This window comes from Streptomyces sp. DH10 (assembly GCF_029813805.1).
Lineage (GTDB): Bacteria > Actinomycetota > Actinomycetes > Streptomycetales > Streptomycetaceae > Streptomyces > Streptomyces coeruleofuscus.
Genome location: NZ_JARVKU010000009.1, coordinates 209,087 through 225,828, shown reverse-complemented (window position 1 = coordinate 225,828; position 16,742 = coordinate 209,087). Strand labels below are relative to the sequence as shown.

Below are 16,742 nucleotides of genomic sequence, written 5' to 3'. Positions count from 1 at the left end.
ACCCTGGTCACATAAAGGCGTGAAGCTCCTGGTAGGCGAGTTCCCAACTGAGATCACTCGCTTGACCAGGAGCGTCGTCGTGCTTGCCTACCCGTCCGCGATCGACCTGTCCAGCTCACACTTGCGCTTCCTGACCAGGCAGCTCGCCGAGCGCCGCCGACAGGTCGGCACCCGCTGGCGGCGCCTGCCCCCGAACCGGCAGGCCCTGCTCGTCCTGGCCCACCTGCGCTGCGGTGACACCTACACCCGGCTCGCGGCCTCCTTCGGCATAGGTGTGGCCACGGTCTACCGCTACATCCGCGAGGCCGTGGACCTCCTGGCCGCGCTGGTTCCCACGCTTCAACAGATCCTCAAACGCGCGGCAACCAAGGCGTTCGTGATCCTGGACGGCACCCTGCTGCCCATTGACCGGATCGCCGCCGACCGGCCCTTCTACTCGGGCAAGCACCGCAAGCACGGCATGAATGTCCAAGTCCTCACCGACCCATTCGGCCGCCTCCTGTGGGTCTCCGCCGCCCTGCCCGGCGCCGTGCACGACATCAAGGCGGCCCGCACCCACGGCATCATCGACGCCTTGGCCGAGGTCGGCATGGTTTGCTACGGCGACAAGGGTTACCAGAGCGCAGGCGGCACCGTGCGAGTGCCCTTCCGCGGCAAACACCGCGACCTCTCCGTCGGTCAGCAGGCCGTCAATGTCGCCCACGCGCGCATCCGCGCCGTCGTGCGAACAGGCCATGGCCACCCTGAAGAGCTGGCGTCTCCTGCGCAAACTGCGGTGCAGCACCACCCGCATCACCGGCCTCGTGCAGGCCGTCCTCGCGCTTCACATCGGATGGGCCTGAGGTTGGAAAAGGCTCAGTGACTCACTTACCGCACAGTTGCCGGGCGTGTGGCCGACTGCTGCGTCGGACGGAGTGAACGGGCGCGGGGCGGAGACGTGACCTGCACCCCATTCGGGAACACCGTCTTCATGGGACGCCGGCACCCTCGCGAGAAGGCAGCGAGGAGCGCCCAGGTGGGCTGGCCCATGCCCGTCACCACAACGCTTCCGCGACTACCTCCTCCTGGCCGAGGTCGAGGCGGGGATTCAGCCACCGGCACTGGTCGGCCGCTTGGAGAAGCGGTGCCACCAGTGGCGGCGTCTGGGGTGCACGGCGCGGCCGAGCCGACGACCGATCAGCAGGTAGCCCAGCAAGGCGCCCGCCGTGTTGAGCAGAACGTCGTCGATGTCGAAGGCCCGCCCGGTGATCAGGGCGCCTTGGACGAGTTCGACCAGCAGCATTACCAGCGCCGTGAGCCCTGCCACGCGCAGCAGCCCGCGGGCTTTGGGAACCAGCACCGGCAGCAGCACGCCGAACGGAATGCCCAGCACGATGTTGCCGCCGAGTTGCTTGATGGTGTCGCGGAAGGCGGGCTGCGCGAGATAGTTGCGGATGGAATCCCCGGGGCGCAGATTGGTGTGTGTCAACGACGCGGAGGCGGCCGACGGTTCCAGAGTCAACCGGGCCAGCAACACCGCGAAGGCCACCATTGCGGCGAAAGCCAGCAGCATGGCCACCGCCCGGCCCCACCATGGGGGGCCGGTCGTGCCATGGCCCGCCCGGCCCCCTGCCTTCTTCGCGGTTTCCTCGTGCAGAACTGTGCGCGCCATCACGGCCCCCAGTCGGTTGATTGCACGTTCCGTTACCCCCGATGAGAAGCGGCACGCGCCCCGCGGTTCACACGGGTCCCGTGCGGCCGAGCGTGAAGAGCCCACTCCGGCGGCGTTGGAGGCGCTGTTCGCAGAGCGCGGCGTGGCGGCGCCGTGGGTGCTGTGCCCGTCGACGACCGACCAGGCGAATTGCTGGCAGGTCGGCTCTACCGCTGATACGGACCCTGCCGTTCTGCGGGCCCCGGTCTCGATGGCAGCCGGAGGTCCGACGCCACGCGCCATGTTCGCCGAGGCCTTCGGGGTGGGTGCTGGCGAAGGTGCGCGAGGGGCGGGGACCGGCCCCGGGTGTGCTGCACGCGCCGGACTGCGAAGAGGCACCGCAGGGCGCACTGCTGCTCGATGTGGAGCACGTGTTGAACCTCGCGGAAGACCCGGGGACGCGGCTGTGCCGCGCTGTCCCGCCCAGCCCCCTGGTCGTCCACAGCGATGTCCAAGCGCCGACGCGCCTCGGCGGTAGCGGCCGCAGCCTCAGCAAGAGCCTGGGCGAGTTCCGGCCCGGCGCCGCCAAGGGCCTCGATGAGGGTGTCGATCGCGTCGAGGACGTCCTCAGCGGCCACCGTGCTCCAGCCACCCGGGCCCGCGAGGTCCGCGAGGTGGCACGCGGTCTCCACAGCCTGCTCGGCTGCCTTCTCCACCCCGGGCCCGGCCTGCGCCGACAACTCCATAACCACTCAACGACCGTTCCGCTCGAAAGGGACCGGTGTCCTTCGACATCGAAGATAGTCCCGTGCAGTGCGCTGATCTGGGGCGACTGGGTGGGATGTCAATGGGTGCGGCTCGTCTCGAGTGAGCCAGGCGTGCTGTCTCGTGAGGTTGGTGCCGCTAGGCGGAACTAGTGGTGCTGGTCGGCAGGGCCTGCTGATAGAGCGCCACCAACACACCGTGCACGGGCTGGCCCTCTGCATCATCGTCGGCCTCATCGACCAATTGGGCGAGGGCCTCGCCGAGTTCTCTTGCCTTCGCAGGGCTCAAACGCAGGTGGCGCAGTGTCAGGTGAGTCGCGACGGGAGAGCGGTCCAGCTCCTGGGCGACCGCGGCGAGCATCGCGGCGGTGCCTGCCGCTTGGGGTTCGGCGACGACCATCTGGCGGGCCGTGCGCTGGTAGTACTGCTCGGTGCCGCCGCGGACCTGGCGGGTCCAGGCGATGTGGACCAGCGCGGCTTCGCGGAGCACTTTGAGGTGGTGGGCCACGTTGCCCTTCTTCGCGTCGAGCTGCGCCGCAAGCTGGCTGGTGGTGGCAGGCCGGTGGCCCAGGGCGAAGAGCAACCGCTGACGCAATGGGTGAGAGAGCGCCGCGAACTGCTCAGGCGCACCGATCTCCAGGACGTCCTCAGGAGGCGGTGAATAGGGAGGCTGATCACGCATACCGAAAGCGTCTAAACTCTTTGACGCTTTCGCAAGGGCAGTGCTCTACTCCCTGCCATGACGACTCCGACGAAGCTTGCGCCGGCCCCTGTCATCGACGAGACGGCCCGGCTGCTGACCGAGCACTACGTTTTCGCCGAGATAGCTGAGCAGCTGGCCGGCCTGCTGCAACGACGCCTCACCGGGGGCGCCTACGACGTCGACGACGCCGAGGAGCTCGCCCGCCTGGTCACCGCGGACCTGCAGTCCGTCAACGGCGACCGGCACCTGAGACTGAAGCACCACGCCGCCCCGGTCTCCCCGAAGCAGGGGGCGGCCACCCGGGACGCCATGCGCCGGGACTTCGATTCCTCTCTGGGCGGTGCGCCCCGGGTGCAGTTGCTCGACGGAGGGGTCGCTCTGGTGGAGCTGGCACCGATGCTGTTTCCGCTGGAGTGGGCCGCCGAACCGCTGAGCGCCGCGCTCACCCTGGCCTCCCGCGCCCAGGCGCTGATCGTGGACCTGCGCGCCAACCGGGGCGGCGACCCGGACGCGGTCGCCTTCGTCTGCAGCTACCTGCTCGATGAGCGCACCCACCTCAACACCATGTACTGGCGCGGCGGCGAGCGCAGCGAGCAGTCCTGGAGCCTGCCGCACGTTCCCGGCGCGCGCTTCGGCGGCAGCAAGCCGTTGTATGTGCTGTCCAGCGACAGCACCTTCTCTGCCGCTGAGGAGCTGGCGTACGACCTACAGCAGCTCGGCCGCGCCGTAGTCGTCGGCGAGCCCACCCGCGGAGGCGCGCACCCGTGCCAGGGCTGGACCCTGCACCCACACCTTGAAGCCACCGTCCCCGTCGGCCGCGCCATCAACCCCGTCTCCGGCACGAACTGGGAGGGCACCGGTGTGCAGCCGGACATCCCCTGCGCCGCTGCTGACTCCCTCGACCACGCCCACGCCCTGGCCCTCGCCCGACTGGCAGGCTGACCAGTCCAGCTCATCGACAGCACTGCACGCCCCCAACGGTCGTAGGGGACGCCCTGAAGGCAGCTTTCGAGCGCCGGAAGCAGACGCATGGGGAGGTCGTCGCAACTGGCTTGGTACACAGCGGCGAGCGTGGCTTCCCACACGGAGAACTGCAGGAAGAAGCTGCTCAGCGCTTCCTGCTCGGGCACGGGGTGGCTGTCCTCGAACCATACGGTGGGGTCGGCGCGGGCCGACAGTGGGGCCCGTCCGGTGGCAGGACGGACGTTCGCCTTCAAGGGCGGAGGACCAGCTTCCCCTTCGTGTGACGGCCAAGCAGGTCCTCGTGCGCGTCGCGGGCCCGCGCCAGGTCGTACTCCGCGCCGACCAAGGGCCGCAGGCGACGCCGCGCCGTGAGGTCGAGCAGCTCCGCCAGCTCCGCACCGCCGGCGCCGTTCCTGGCGATGAGCGGGATGACCCAGAAGCCGGCGACGGTGATGTTGTCCACCGCCAGTCGGCTCGGCGCAATCGCGGAGGCTGTCTGCCGGGACGAGGCGCCGTAGGTCACCAGTCGGCCGAGGTGTCCGAGTGTGTCCAGGCCGGCGTCGAGGACGGGGCCGCCGATGGCGTCCAGGACGATGTCGACCGGGTGTCCGTGATTGGCGTCAAGGACCCGCTCTCGATAGCCTTCCGCGTCACCGTCGATCGCCGCGTCCGCGCCGAGTTCGAGAGCAAATGCGCGCTTCTCGTCGGACGACGCCGTGGCGATGATCCGTCCTGCCCCGAACTCCCGGGCCAGTTGGACGACGAGACTGCCCGTCCCGCCCGCGGCGGCATGGACCACCACGCTCTCACCGGGCCTGATACGCGCGACCGACCGCAGCAGATGCCACGCCGTCAACCCCTGTACGAGAACTGCCAGCGCTTCGCCCGCACTCACCCCCTGCGGTAACGCGACCAGGTGGCGGTCGGCGACGACCGTCTTGGCAGCGTAACCGCCCTGCGGAACATAGCCGAGGACTCGTCGGCCGGCTGGGGTCCGGCCGACAACCTCCATGCCAGGAATACGGGGCAGCGGACCTTGGGGGGCGTACGGACCGTCGGTGTGCTCGCCCGCGATCTGCTTGATGTCGCCGAAATTGACACCCGCGGCCTCCACCTGGACCAGAGTCTCGCCCGGCCCCGCCAACGGATCCGGCACATCGGCCTCCTCCAGGACCTCCGGCCCACCGAACCTCCCGAACCTCCCGAACCGCATGGCACGCATGAATGCCCTCCTGTGAGATCACTGTTTCCAGCCCGTCTGAAGAGCTGTCCCGCACTGCTGGTCAACGGCAAAGCATGTGCGGAGTGCGGTCACCGGGCCGGGAAGCGGGTGCCCCAGGGTTCCTCTTCCAGGAGGAGCCCATTGGTCATGTAGCTGATCGTGCGGTACCAGCCGGCCAGAACGAGGAGTTCGAGCAGCTGGGCATCCTCGTAGTGCACAAAGCCAACCTTCCGGCCACAAACTACGGCCGGTGTACGGAGACAACCTCGTACGGTACGAGGTCGAGCGTCGCGATCTCCAGTATTTGCTCCATGCACGCCCGCACATCGGCGTCTTCGCGCGCGGCCGCCAGATCCGCTTGCGAGCGCCACTGGTTGTAGTTGGCCACTCGAGTGCCCTCAAGACCCCGGTGAATATTGGCCTGCACATAGCCAGGCTGCTTCGGCATGACCTCCCGCGCCATGTACTGGAGCAGCTCGATGAGACGTTGCTGATTCTCGGGAGCGACAGTGAAGACATTGATGTAAGTGACCAGGTCCCCGCCCGTGCTGATCTCGGTCATGCTCAATATCTCCTCGCAGGCCCTGTGAGAGATGGTGTCTTTCACAGGAAGCAACACGGATCGGCACCGCGTTTCTTCCAGGCCCTGGCACTGCCCAACGGTTCTTAGGCAGTTGAGCAGGGCAGTGTTCCGAGTCCGCGCTATTGGGGGATGGTGACCAGGATGCGGCCGTGGCCACCGCCGGCGTCGACGTGGTCGTGGGCCTTGGCGATGTCGTCCAGCAGGTAACGGTCGCCGACGGCGACGGTAAGGGCGCCGTCGGCGGCGGCGGAGGTGAGGTCGCGGGCGGCCTGACGCTTGGCCTCGGCGGGGAAGTCGTCACTGCCGAGCAGCCGCAGGGTGACGTTGTTGAACAGCAAGGGCCAGAAGGGGATCGCAGTGCGGTCCGTGCGGGTGGCGTAGGCGGCGATGACGGCTCCCTGGGCGGCGACGGCGTTGTCGAGGTCGGCGTTGTCGGACAGCGCGACCTCGATGATCCGGTCGACGCCCCGCGGCGCGTACGAGCGGATGGCTGTGGCGGGGTCGCCGGTGTCCAGGGCGACGGCGTGGGAGACGACGGCCGGGTCGACGCGGTCGAGGTCCGCGGTCCGGCGGACGGTGGCGATCACAGTGGCGCCGACCCAGTGGGCGAGCTGGGCGGCCAGGGAACCGACGCCGCCGAGAACTCCGTGGACCAGGAACAGTTGGCCGTCGACCGGGCCGTCGGCGAAAACGGTGCGGTGGGCGGTGATGCCAGGGATGCCGAGGCTCGCGCCCAGCTCGTCACTGAGGTGGTCGGGCAGGGGTGCGGCCTGGTGGTCGGGTACGACGGTGTACTGGGCGGCGGTGCCGAAGGGGCGGTAGGACTGGGCGCCGTATACCCAGACCCGTTGTCCGACGCGGTGGGCGTCGACCTGGGCGCCCACGGCGTCGATGACTCCGGCGGCGTCGCTGTGCGGGATCACTCGCGGGTAGGGCATGGACGAGCCGAGCCAGCCGCGCCGTTTCTTGGTGTCGCCGGGGTTGACGCCCGAGACGGTGACGCGGACGCGGACCTCGCCGGGGCCGGGGACCGGATCAGGGAGTTCGCCGACGTGCAGGACGTCGGCGGCGGGGCCCTGGTCGTCGTACCAGGAAGCAAGCATGGGGGTACCTCCGTGGGCCGTCAGCTCGCGGGAGCGGCGGGCGCATGTGGATCGCTGTCGGTGCATGCGGTGTCGAATGCGGGCGGCTTCTCCCCGAGGGTCTCGCGCAGCCACGTCCGTTCGGCGCGGCTGGTGGCGCGGGCGGTGAGCAGCATGCCCCGCCGGTAGGGGTCGGCGATCTCCTCGGCACGCAGGGGCCGCTCGTTGTCGTAGAAGAAGCTCGCCGGTTCTTCCAGGAACTCCAGCCGTCTTCGCAGCACCGCGTGCTGTTCGGCCACGTCAGGCAAGTGAGAGAGGAATGCCAGAACGACGTAGAACCGGGTGAAGTCGGTGATCTCATGGTCGGCGGGCTTGCGCAGGCGCTGAAGCATTTCGGCCCGTCCGGCCGCGGTCAGGCTGAGCACGTACCGGGCCGCCCCGGCGGCCGGGTCGGCGCGCCGCTCGATCAAGCCCGCCTTGGTCAGACGGTTGATTGCCGGATACAGGCTGCCGTCACTGACCGGCCGCGTGTAGCCGGTCAGCTGTGAGAGGCGGCGGCGCAGTTCGTGTCCGGGCAGGGGAGTCTCGGCCAGGAAGCCGAGTATCGCGAGTTCCAGCATGAATTCATCTTCGCACGCAGACATCGAATCGATGTGAACATCGAATCGATGTTACGCTCGCAGGTCCCCGCTCAAACGTCTCTGGAAGGGCACAGCAAGATGCCGTCGCAGTCCACCGAGTCAGTGATGAACCGCTTCGTCGAGTTCATCAACACGGGCAACGAGGATCTCGCCCGCGAGGTCATTTCTCCGGACGCGGTGTTCCACGCACCCAGTCACCCGGAACCACTGCGGGGGCCCGATGGGTACATGGAAGTCCTCGGGATGATGCGCGGCGGCTTCTCGGATGTCGAGTGGACGCTGGAGGAGACGGTCACCGAAGGCGACACAGTGGCCGCGCGGTTCACGATGCGAGGAACCCACGACGGTGAATTCTTCGGGATCCCGGCGAGCGGCAACAAGATCTCGGTGAAGGCCATGAACTTCTACTACCTGGCCGACGGCCGGATCGTCGGCGAACGGGGCCAGCCCGACCTGCTCGGGGTGATGCAGCAGATCGGTGCCCTGCCGGCGTCGTGAACCTCGTAGCGCCGCATGAGATCGGTCTTCTTCTTGATCCGGCGCCTTCGCGCAGGCAGCGCCCGTCGCGGTGATAGCTGCATGGGGTGTCTTGTCATCGCTGACGTGACCGGACCGGGCGTGGGAGTGCTCGCCGCCCTGCGGCGAATACTGCAACCCTCGAATACCGACACTCCACCAGTGGTGCGCGAGACGACCGAGGCGATCGTCGGCGCGATCACCGGCCCCTTGGCCGCTCCCAGCAGTCTGCTGCTCGGCAGTTACGGCGACGGCGGCCGTCTGCAGTACACCGGCCGCACCACCGCCCTCGCCCAGGCAGCGAGCAGCACGGTCGCCGGGCTACTCGCCCGGGCGCGGCGCGGTCATCCGTGGACGGGCCGGTCGTTCTCCGCCGAGTGGGGCAGCCGGGAGACGCTGAACGTCACGCTGGTGGAACCCGAGCTGGTGGTGGAAGTCGGCGTCGATGTCGCCCGCGACGCCTCCGGCCGGTGGCGCCACCCCGCCCGCTTGCACCGTGCCCGCCCTGACCTCTCCCCCGGCGACGTCCCCCGCTGGTCGTCGCCGCCTCGCTGACGGTGGCGCGGGCGCGGCGGCCCCGCCGACGCGCAACCGGCTGAGCACGCCCCGATCCCCTCGCCGGCCGCCCAGCCTGCCCCACCCACCCACTTTCCTTGTTCTTCCTGCTGTGGGGCTGGTCCGGGGGGCATAGAGGGGATGTCGGGCCTCCGACCACGGCCTAACCGGCGTGGTGACCTGCACGGACACGGGGACGCTCCTGCGGGGCGCGCAACAGTAGGCGCAACCCCTGGCGCAACATCCAGCGCACCGATAGGCGCAACCTCGTGCTCGCGGTCGACCGAGGCGCCCGGTCACGCGGCCTGGACGGCTCCCCGGGCGCGGGCCAGCTGCCGCAACTCCGAACGCGCCGCCGGCACCGAGGGGGCGGGGGACCGACGGTTATGGACCGTCGGACCGCGACGTCCCACCGGCAGTCCCCGGCACTTGGGCACCGTGCACAGCTGACGGACGAATGTGGTCAGCGTGCACCGTGGTACCGCGAGTGCGGCTGCTTCTAACGTCCTACCTGATGGTCCGGCCCCCGGCCGGAAGGTTCTGCCAGAGAGGCCGTTCACTCATGTTCGCGTCCATCGGTCACAGACGGGCCGCCACCCTGGCGGGCTCGTTCCTCGCGCTCGCCGCCACCTCCGTACTGGTGGCATCTCCCGCCAGTGCAGGCGACTATGACGTCTTTGACGCAAAGTCGTGTTGCAGCAACGGATCGCTCGTCACGTTCACGGCGTACGGCGAGCACCTCTACGTCATGGACGGGTCCCGGGACGACCACGGTGCGGTCGGGCAGTGGCGTTACACCGTCAGCGGCGCCACGATCCACTCGTACTACAACGGCCGTGGCTACGGCTTCCAGGACGACAATGACCTGGACCTGGGAGAGAACCTGTCGATCCAGATTCGGGGCTGTCTCCAGGACGGCTCCGGCGGCACCCCTTGGAATTGCGGCTCCTGGGTGAACGCCCACACGTGAGCCTCCCCAGGCGGCCACGGAACGGTCACGGGCTCCGGCAGAACGCGTCTGCCCGGAGGGCGGTGTGCGGGCGGCCGGTCACGCTCAGGGCGTGAACCAGGTCGTGGATGCCCGATCCGGTGGTCAGCAGATCGCGGTTGAGCAGGCTTTCGGCGGCACGCAGATGAGCCCGGACGGTATTCCGGCTCAATCCCACGCGTGCCGCCGTCCGCCGGGCGTCGGTGTCGGCGTCAATCCATGCGCTCACGGTGATGTGGAGGGTGGAGGGCCGGGCACCGTGAAGGGGGCGCAGAAAGGACTCCGCCCAGTCGACGGCGGGTCCCGTGCGCAGCAGGTCTTCCAGGTGCGGCGGCGCGAGGTGCGGCAAGCCCGTGGCAACGGACTGGGGTCCTGCGAGGGACAGGGCCAAGTCGACGGTGGCGCGGGCGCGGACATCACTGAGGTCCACTCCCAGGGCCTCCTCCGCCCTGCGGCAGTGGGCCGCGACCGTGGTGCGGCTGATGTGCAGCAGTCGGGCCACGGCGGATCGCGGGAATGTCACAGCGAGGCGCGTGACGTCCACGGTGGTCTTCGGCAGGTCGCGCAGCGGAGCCAGGAAGGCGGTCGCCCAGGCCAGGGCCTCCTGGCGGGGCAGGAGGTGTGCCAGCGAAGGCCGGCCGCGGTAGGCGGCCATCCGCCGGGGGGAGTTGCGGGCGACGGCCAGGGCGTGCAGAGCCTCACCGTATGCCGTGGCTGTCAAGGTGAGCGGGTGGGCTCTGCTGATGCCCAGTGCATACCCGGGGTTGTCCCCTATGAGCCGGCGCAGCACCTCGGCCTGCTCCGGGCGGCCATCGGGCTCCGCATCCTCGGCGATCGGGCAGATCAGGTGGTCCTTGAAGGCCGGGCAGTGCACCATCAGGCCCGACCCGTGGTAGCCCGAAGAGTCCAGATGAGCTCTGACCAGCCGGTCCCGGTCAGCGTCCGGGCAGCTCAGCAGGTACACCCGCACCCGCTCCGCATCCAGCAGCGGCGGCACGTCGCCAGTGGTCATCCGTCTGGCCAGGGTGATATCCCCGGTCATCAGCGCCGTCAGCACGGCGAAGCGCAACTGCCGGGCCTTGTCCTCGTATTCGCGCAGGCTGCTGTCGGCCGCCGACGCTCGCCCTTGCAGCTCGAGGAGAGTGCCGACGTAGGACGCCAGCGCCGCCGACTCCCGCGACAGCGCCGAGGCTCCGACCGTGACCAGCACCGGGTGTTGTGCGCGTAGGCCGAACGCCTCGATGTGCACTGCGCGCGTACCCACGCGGAGCGTGGCCGCGGCCAACCGCCCGTCCGCCAGACGCTCCAGCTGCTCTCTCAGTGCACCCAGGATCTCCGCAGGGAACCGGGCCGTTGCGGCCTGCACCGCCAACCCGCGCCCCACCCACGCGGCATCCACGTCGATCCGGTGCTCGAGCCAGGCCAATACCTCGCGCGGGGGCGACGGCCGCCTTATCAACCGCAGCAGTTCGCCGAGGCTCTCCGAGTTCTTCTGCATGGTGAACAGAAAAGCAGGAAGAGAGGCGAAAGTTGCACGACTTCGCGTGGCGCCCTGGGGATGAGTGGGCCGTACGCCTGCCGCGCACGGAAGGTGCCCCGGATCTCCTGCGCAAGGAGTGCCGTCGGCTGCCTGTCCTGGCCCCGCGCGTCTTCCGCACGACGTCGCCATGGTGATGGAGGGGTTGGTCTTCAAAAGGCTGGACGAGGCCTACCGCCTCGGTCAGGGGCTGGCAGAAATACAAGGTCCGCGAGACGAGCGAGGCGATCGTCGCGCGATCACCGACTCTTTGGCCATTCCCCGCACGCTGCTGCTCGGCAGGTACGACACCGAAGGGCGCTTTCAGTACGTCGGCCGCACCACCTCCCTCGCCCAGGCGGCAGGTACGGCGGTCGCCGGTCTGCTCGCTGCGGGGCGGCGCGGTCATCCATGGACAGGCTGGTCGTTCTCTGCCGGGTGGGGCAGCCAGGAGAAGCTGAACGTCACGCTGATGGAACCCGAGCTGGTGGTGGAAGTCGGCGTCGACGTCGCCCGCGACGCCGCCGGCCGGTGGCGCCACCCCGCACGCCTGCACCGCCCTCTCCCAAGTCGACCCGCTCCAGCCACTGCTCGCCCACGGCCGTTCCTCCCCCTTCGCGCCCATCATCACAATCTTCGTACGCTAGAAGATCGATAGGCTCAAGATGTGACGGCAGAACGGTCTTTGGCGACCCATCAGCGCTCGCTGGGCGATCCCAAGGTCAGGTACCCGTTGTGGCCACCGATGACCAGCGGAGCCCGCGCACCAGCACCGACGAGATCTCCTACCCAGTCGAGGTCGATTACGCCTACGCCCGGGCCGACCCTGTCATGTTCGCCATTGGCGCGGGGCGGAGCGGCGGGCTGGACCGCTGGGCGCCGCTGCTGCCGCCGCTGGCCGCACCCGGGCTGAGTGAAGGCGGTACGCCGCTGATCGAGGTGGAAGCCGGTGTCTTCATCAAAGATGAATCTCGTAACCCCACTTGGAGCCACAAGGACCGGATGAACCGGTGCACCGTCAGCGCCGCCGTCGCCTCCGGGGGCCCGGGAATTGTCGTAGCGTCGTCCGACAACCATGGGGCCTCTGCGGCCGCCTACGCTGCCCGCGCCGGCCTGCGGTGCGTGGTCATCACGGGCCCCGAACTGCCGCCCGCCGTCGATTCTTTCCTGAACGCCTACGAGGCGGTGGTTCTGCCGGTGCCCTGGGAAGCGCGGTGGCCGCTGATGCGCCGGATCGTTGACCGCACGGGCCTGCACCCGGTCAGCAGCCTCACCACCACCCACACCGGTCACGCCTTCGGTCCCGAGGGATACAAGACCATCGCCTACGAGGTCTACCAGGACCTCGGCGTCCCCGCAGCTGTGTTCGTCCCCACGGCGTACGGCGAACTCCTCTTCGGCATCTGGAAGGGATTCACCGAACTTCGGCGCCTCGGCCTGACCGAGCGGCTGCCGCGGATGTATGCGTGTCAGCCGACCGCGGCAGCACCGCTCGCCGAGGCCATACGGCACGGCGTACCCGCGGCTCACGTCACGGTGGGGCAGACCGAGGCATACTCCATCGTCTCCCCGGTCAGCAGCTACCGCGGCGTGGTCACCATCCAGGACAGCGGCGGCCAGGTCCTCGAACTCAGCGACGCACAACTCGAGGCCGCTCGCCAGGAGCTCGCCCGAGCCGGCCTGTGGACCGAACTCTCCAGCGCCGCCGGACTCGCGGGACTACGCATCCTTGGCGACGTCGACGGCCCGGTGGTCTGTATCTCCACCTCCAGTGGCTTCAAGAACCGCAGCGTCGGCCTCCGCCGAACCGAGGCGATCGCCCCGGATTGGGACGACGTGCGCAGCACACTCGACGCGGCGGGAATTCGCGACTGACGCTCCGGCTCTCCTGGGCACGTAACCGAACGGCGACAGGGCTAGGTGCTGTTCGAAGTGCTGAACAAAGCCACCGCTCATTCAGGCGAACGGGTAGGTGCGATGGGACATGGCTTTCCTGGTCTGCGGTCACTACCACTCTCTCACTGACGCGAGGCCGACACATCGCAGTCCGGCTTGGGGTATTTCTGAGTAACAGCAAGAGCGGGTGCGGGAAGCTGAGCGCCGACAAGCTCCGGCAGCTGGCAGACCGCGGGGTGGAGTGGGCGACGGCATAGAGCCGCATGGGAGGCCGGCTGCGCGAGGGTCCGTGCCGGACGCAGACGGCACGGACCTTTGCTCTCCCCCGCTTACCGCGGGGGCCGTGACGCCGCCTTCCGATGACGCTCCCGGGCCCGAGCTGCTGCCGGTTCCGGTCCGTGTCGTACTGCCCCCCGACCCAGTGCTGCGGCAGCCGCAGCAGGAAGTCGTCACGCGGCTGTGGAAGCGGCGGCAGACGGAGTCTGGCCAGCCCACGGACCCGGCCCGATTGCGGCGGGCCGGGGTCCGAGTGCCACAGGCAGGGTTGTCGCAGCCCTTGGTACTCGTGGGTCAGTGGTGTTTGTCGATTACTCGGAAGCTGCCTACGAGCGCGAATGGCACCACGGCCCCGTCGAAGACCATCGTGCCGGGGATTGCGCTGCTGGAGCCTCGGGGCCCAATAGTCGCAATTGGAGCGCCAGCGTCGCAGGTAATCCCGTTAAAGAATTCGACGGTCTTGTCGCTCTCGTTCCGGACGTTGAAGCTGCTGGCGGGACTGCTGATCACAGCGGTGCACACACCCGGCTCTGCTGAATACGTTCGCTCGTTGACGTGGATCCGTCCATCGTCGTCGTTCCTGTCGTGGTGGTTCGTCCGGCCGTCGCCTCCGAAGTTCGTCTGGCCGTCGCCTCCGAGCGGAACAGACGCAGCGGCATCCTGCACCGACGGGGCGGACTTCGGAACGGAACTGGATGCCGAGGCGTAGTTCACACCGGTTGCAGCCAGGGCCGCAATTCCCACCGACACTGCGATCGCGACAACGGCACGCCTACGCGCTCCGAATCTCATTCTCTCAGACATTCCGTTTCTCCATCTCTCAGGGATGCCAGCTGAGTGGCCGAACAGAAAGGAACATACTCACGCCCTATTCATGACGCCACTTCAGAAATGACTGAGGGGGACCAAAAAGGGGCCGTTCGGGTGTTCGAAGCCCCAGGGATACTCTTGTGATGATCCATCAGGAAGCCAGAACTGAGAGCGACTTGGCATAAAGTTGAGCCACCCGAAGGGCCGGGCTGACGCTCCTTCACACTGCTGTCGGCGTGTCGTTCCTTGATAACACTCCACACAACGACTAGGACCTGTCCGGGCGATCTCGCGGCTGGGCGCTGACCTCAGTTTGCTTGCGGTATCAGAGTGATCTGCATGGACACCGAAACGGCAGATCACAAAGCATCGAACAGGTCTGGACGACCGGCCGCGGCAAGGTCCTGATCGGCTTTGACGCGATCACCGAGTTCACCCGCGCCGTGCGGCAGAGCCTGCTCGCCCGCCTGATGGAGGTGGTGCTTGAGGTGAGGGCCCGGGCCGCTCGCGCGGCGGGTTCGCCAGCAAGCTGCACCTGAGCGCGGACGGCCGCTGCCGCACAAAGCCCGGCAGCCTAGCCGCCGGGGAATACAGCAGTCCAGAATCACCCCATGACGCTCCGCCCGGGAAGCCAGCAGGAGAACCTTACGCAGCCAGTCATAAGGCAAACCGGTCTCCACACGGCCGAACACGGTATGCGGCAAGGCCAGACAGAGCTGAGCCTGCGCATCGACCAGACCGTGCCCGGCGAAGTAGACCACCAGCGTGTCGGTAGCCTCGGCGGCCGCCTGCCTCACCGCACCCACCACGGTATGCGCGGCCACCGGATGCCCCGCCGCTGTTGCCTGGCCTCGAGGAGTTCGATGGCCTCCGCCGTCGAGTCCGCCAGGCTCGGTGTGCCCGGTGGGCGGTTCGGGTTGGAAGTGACACAGCGCTGCCACTCGCTGCCGTCGCGCGTTGCCGGCTTGCCCGTCCACTCCGTCGGCAGGTTATCCCCCGCAAACAGGCCGAGCACCGGCCTGGCGGGGGTGACGGCTTTCATCGAGGCGCTGTTGGTGACCACCTGGTAGCCGAGCATGCGCGCCTGCTCGGTCACGGTCATGCCCTTGTACCTGCCAGCGGTGACCTCCTGGTCGAAGCGCTGCTGCCCGCCGCCGAAGAGGACGTCCACCTTGTGGTTGACCAACTGCTCGGCGATCGAGCCCGGCCCTTTCTCACCAAGGGTGTCGGTGGGGCACTTGGCCATGTCGGCCGGGCCCTGGCAGGAACGGTCGGTGACATGCGAGGCCATCACCGCCGGGTGGCATCGGTCAAATCGGCGGTGGTGACATTGCCGGTCGCGTAGCCGTTGTCCTGCGCCAGCTCCAAGATCGTCGGAACGGCCTGGTCGGTGTTCGGCGTCTTGGAGATCCGGCCGTTGATCGTCTTGCGGCCGGTCGCGAATGCGGTGCCGCTGGCGGCGGAGTCGGCCACATAGTCCGGGGTACCGTCCTCGTGCACGGCGTACGTGGTGTAGGTGCCGGTGAGCGGAAACTTGTCCATGTCCAGGCGGCCGCCCTCCCCGACCGTGTAGTTGCGGGCGAGTGTGATCTCCGCGTCGCCCATGCCGTCGCCGATCAGCAGGATGACATTCCTGGCCTTGCCGTCCTCGATGGCCCGCACGGCCCGCTCCCACGGCTCCACGGAATCCCCGCCGGAGATAACGCCGACGATCACCGCCGACGCGGCCAGAGCGGCGACGGCCACCGCGGCGACCGCTGCCTGCCGACGGGACGGACTGCGCATGAACGGGACTCCTCAACGCACCCGCAGGACAGATGCCGACCATGCTTCAGACCATCATCCATGGGCCAATCGACGCTGTTCCCCTGGCACGCGGGCAGCTACGCCGAACGGCCACGGGATCTCGGCCGAATGGACAGACCCCTTTGAGACGCTGCCCACCCACGACTGCATCAGGGTCCGTGCCGGTCACGCAGTCGGCACGGACCCCTCTGTGCGGTGCGCGGCCGCCTGGCCGGATCGGGCCGCAACCGGCAACGGGTGCAAGGCGGTCCTGTTGATCGTGAGACTCTCCTTGCCCCGGCGCCCGGCTGAACGGCGCGGCCTGCGCCTGTGGCACGTCTTGATCGTCCTGAGTTGCCCGGTGCCATCGAGCAGGCCACGGAGGTCTGCCGGGCCTTCGTCGCCCGCCGCGTGGCCGACGGTGGCCCCGTCTATCTCCAGGCGCTGGCCGAGCGTGGTGGATGGGAACGCTGGGACCGCATGCAGACCTGGCTGGTGCTGCCTGGACCCACAGGTCAGGCGGCCGGCCCCGGATGGCGGGCCGCCCTCTTCACGTCCGCCTCGACCTGGCGCCGCACGGTGCCCTGCGCGACGGCGTATTCGCTGACCGCCGCCTGAACGTCGCAGACAGCGTCGACCCAAGCCCTCCAGGCGGCGTGCCAGGCGGTGCCCCGATCCTCGGTCCACTCGCTCGCCGCTGTTCGGCCGTATTCGGCTTGGAGCAGCTGAACCTGGGCGTGTGCCTCATCGGCGGTGCGCTGAAGTGTCACGAGGTCATCGAAAGTGGGGGCCACGTGCCGGACCCTAAAGGG

The 16,742-nt window shown here is 68.5% G+C and carries 15 protein-coding genes and 5 pseudogenes; 9 read left to right on the top strand and 11 right to left on the bottom strand.

The features are described 5' to 3' along the window. Nucleotides 1-79: 79 nt before the first annotated feature. Nucleotides 80-842, top strand: a pseudogene (locus QC385_RS20660) (transposase family protein). 245 nt (nucleotides 843-1,087) lie between these two features. Here the strand turns inward: QC385_RS20660 and QC385_RS20655 are convergent. After that, nucleotides 1,088-1,651 carry a VanZ family protein gene (locus tag QC385_RS20655; protein WP_279542783.1) on the bottom strand — a complete coding sequence of 188 codons (564 nt, stop codon included), beginning with the start codon at nucleotides 1,649-1,651 and terminating at the stop codon, nucleotides 1,088-1,090. A 41-nt stretch (nucleotides 1,652-1,692) separates the two neighbouring features. On the opposite strand from QC385_RS20655, the gene QC385_RS44070 reads away from it, so the two are divergent. Continuing rightward, nucleotides 1,693-2,547: a DUF6233 domain-containing protein gene (locus tag QC385_RS44070; protein ID WP_336621310.1), complete on the top strand. Its 855-nt coding sequence runs from the start codon at nucleotides 1,693-1,695 to the stop codon at nucleotides 2,545-2,547. On the opposite strand, the gene QC385_RS20645 is transcribed toward QC385_RS44070, so the two are convergent. Then, on the bottom strand, nucleotides 2,534-3,076 hold the full coding sequence (locus QC385_RS20645) for an ArsR/SmtB family transcription factor (RefSeq protein ID WP_279542782.1): 543 nt from the start codon (nucleotides 3,074-3,076) through the stop codon (nucleotides 2,534-2,536). The genes QC385_RS44070 and QC385_RS20645 overlap by 14 nt on opposite strands. A gap of 57 nt (nucleotides 3,077-3,133) precedes the next feature. Between QC385_RS20645 and QC385_RS20640 the strand changes: the two genes are divergently transcribed. Continuing rightward, the gene (locus QC385_RS20640; protein WP_279542781.1) at nucleotides 3,134-4,039 is read left to right on the top strand and encodes a S41 family peptidase; all 906 of its coding nucleotides are present in this window, start codon (nucleotides 3,134-3,136) and stop codon (nucleotides 4,037-4,039) included. A 271-nt stretch (nucleotides 4,040-4,310) separates the two neighbouring features. Here QC385_RS20640 and QC385_RS20635 read toward each other — a convergent pair whose 3' ends face one another. The 5 genes and pseudogenes from QC385_RS20635 to QC385_RS20615 all read right to left on the bottom strand — a co-directional run bounded on the left by QC385_RS20635 (nucleotide 4,311) and on the right by QC385_RS20615 (nucleotide 7,567). Beyond that, entirely contained in the window at nucleotides 4,311-5,282 is a 972-nt protein-coding gene (locus QC385_RS20635) for a quinone oxidoreductase family protein (RefSeq protein WP_279542780.1), read from the bottom strand. Nucleotides 5,283-5,371: 89 nt separating this feature from the next. Next, nucleotides 5,372-5,497: pseudogene (locus tag QC385_RS20630) on the bottom strand (carboxymuconolactone decarboxylase family protein); the annotation flags it as partial. A 26-nt stretch (nucleotides 5,498-5,523) separates the two neighbouring features. Beyond that, nucleotides 5,524-5,844, bottom strand: a complete 321-nt coding sequence (locus QC385_RS20625; protein ID WP_279542778.1) for an antibiotic biosynthesis monooxygenase family protein — start codon at nucleotides 5,842-5,844, stop codon at nucleotides 5,524-5,526. 140 nt (nucleotides 5,845-5,984) lie between these two features. After that, complete coding sequence (locus QC385_RS20620) at nucleotides 5,985-6,968, bottom strand: NADPH:quinone reductase (protein ID WP_279542777.1); 984 nt, start codon at nucleotides 6,966-6,968, stop codon at nucleotides 5,985-5,987. Between the two features lie 20 nt (nucleotides 6,969-6,988). Then, entirely contained in the window at nucleotides 6,989-7,567 is a 579-nt protein-coding gene (locus tag QC385_RS20615) for a PadR family transcriptional regulator (RefSeq protein WP_279542776.1), read from the bottom strand. A gap of 33 nt (nucleotides 7,568-7,600) precedes the next feature. On the opposite strand from QC385_RS20615, the gene QC385_RS20610 reads away from it, so the two are divergent. The 3 genes from QC385_RS20610 (at nucleotide 7,601) to QC385_RS20600 (ending at nucleotide 9,629) form a co-directional block, all read left to right on the top strand. Continuing rightward, nucleotides 7,601-8,086 (top strand): ester cyclase, encoded by a 486-nt coding sequence (locus QC385_RS20610; RefSeq protein ID WP_279542775.1) that lies wholly within the window; start codon nucleotides 7,601-7,603, stop codon nucleotides 8,084-8,086. A 180-nt stretch (nucleotides 8,087-8,266) separates the two neighbouring features. Then, nucleotides 8,267-8,659 carry an ATP dependent DNA ligase gene (locus tag QC385_RS20605; RefSeq protein ID WP_279542774.1) on the top strand — a complete coding sequence of 131 codons (393 nt, stop codon included), beginning with the start codon at nucleotides 8,267-8,269 and terminating at the stop codon, nucleotides 8,657-8,659. Between the two features lie 562 nt (nucleotides 8,660-9,221). After that, a complete protein-coding gene (locus tag QC385_RS20600) occupies nucleotides 9,222-9,629 on the top strand; it encodes a hypothetical protein (RefSeq protein WP_279542773.1) in 408 nt (135 codons plus the stop codon). Nucleotides 9,630-9,654: 25 nt separating this feature from the next. Here QC385_RS20600 and QC385_RS20595 read toward each other — a convergent pair whose 3' ends face one another. Continuing rightward, on the bottom strand, nucleotides 9,655-11,145 hold the full coding sequence (locus QC385_RS20595) for a helix-turn-helix domain-containing protein (protein WP_279542772.1): 1,491 nt from the start codon (nucleotides 11,143-11,145) through the stop codon (nucleotides 9,655-9,657). A 169-nt stretch (nucleotides 11,146-11,314) separates the two neighbouring features. On the opposite strand from QC385_RS20595, the gene QC385_RS20585 reads away from it, so the two are divergent. After that, complete coding sequence (locus QC385_RS20585) at nucleotides 11,315-11,821, top strand: hypothetical protein (protein ID WP_279542771.1); 507 nt, start codon at nucleotides 11,315-11,317, stop codon at nucleotides 11,819-11,821. An 87-nt stretch (nucleotides 11,822-11,908) separates the two neighbouring features. After that, nucleotides 11,909-13,038: pseudogene (locus QC385_RS20580) on the top strand (threonine synthase). Nucleotides 13,039-13,629: 591 nt separating this feature from the next. Here the strand turns inward: QC385_RS20580 and QC385_RS20575 are convergent. From QC385_RS20575 to QC385_RS20565, 3 genes and pseudogenes are all read right to left on the bottom strand, one after another. Continuing rightward, entirely contained in the window at nucleotides 13,630-14,139 is a 510-nt protein-coding gene (locus QC385_RS20575) for a hypothetical protein (protein WP_279542770.1), read from the bottom strand. Between the two features lie 365 nt (nucleotides 14,140-14,504). Further along, nucleotides 14,505-14,969, bottom strand: coding sequence for a hypothetical protein (locus QC385_RS20570; RefSeq protein ID WP_279542769.1), 465 nt, complete (start codon nucleotides 14,967-14,969; stop codon nucleotides 14,505-14,507). A gap of 5 nt (nucleotides 14,970-14,974) precedes the next feature. Further along, a pseudogene (locus QC385_RS20565) lies at nucleotides 14,975-15,930 on the bottom strand (alkaline phosphatase); the annotation flags it as partial. A gap of 342 nt (nucleotides 15,931-16,272) precedes the next feature. Here QC385_RS20565 and QC385_RS20560 point away from each other — a divergent pair. Then, a pseudogene (locus tag QC385_RS20560) lies at nucleotides 16,273-16,548 on the top strand (hypothetical protein); the annotation flags it as partial. Between the last annotated feature and the right edge of the window lie 194 nt (nucleotides 16,549-16,742).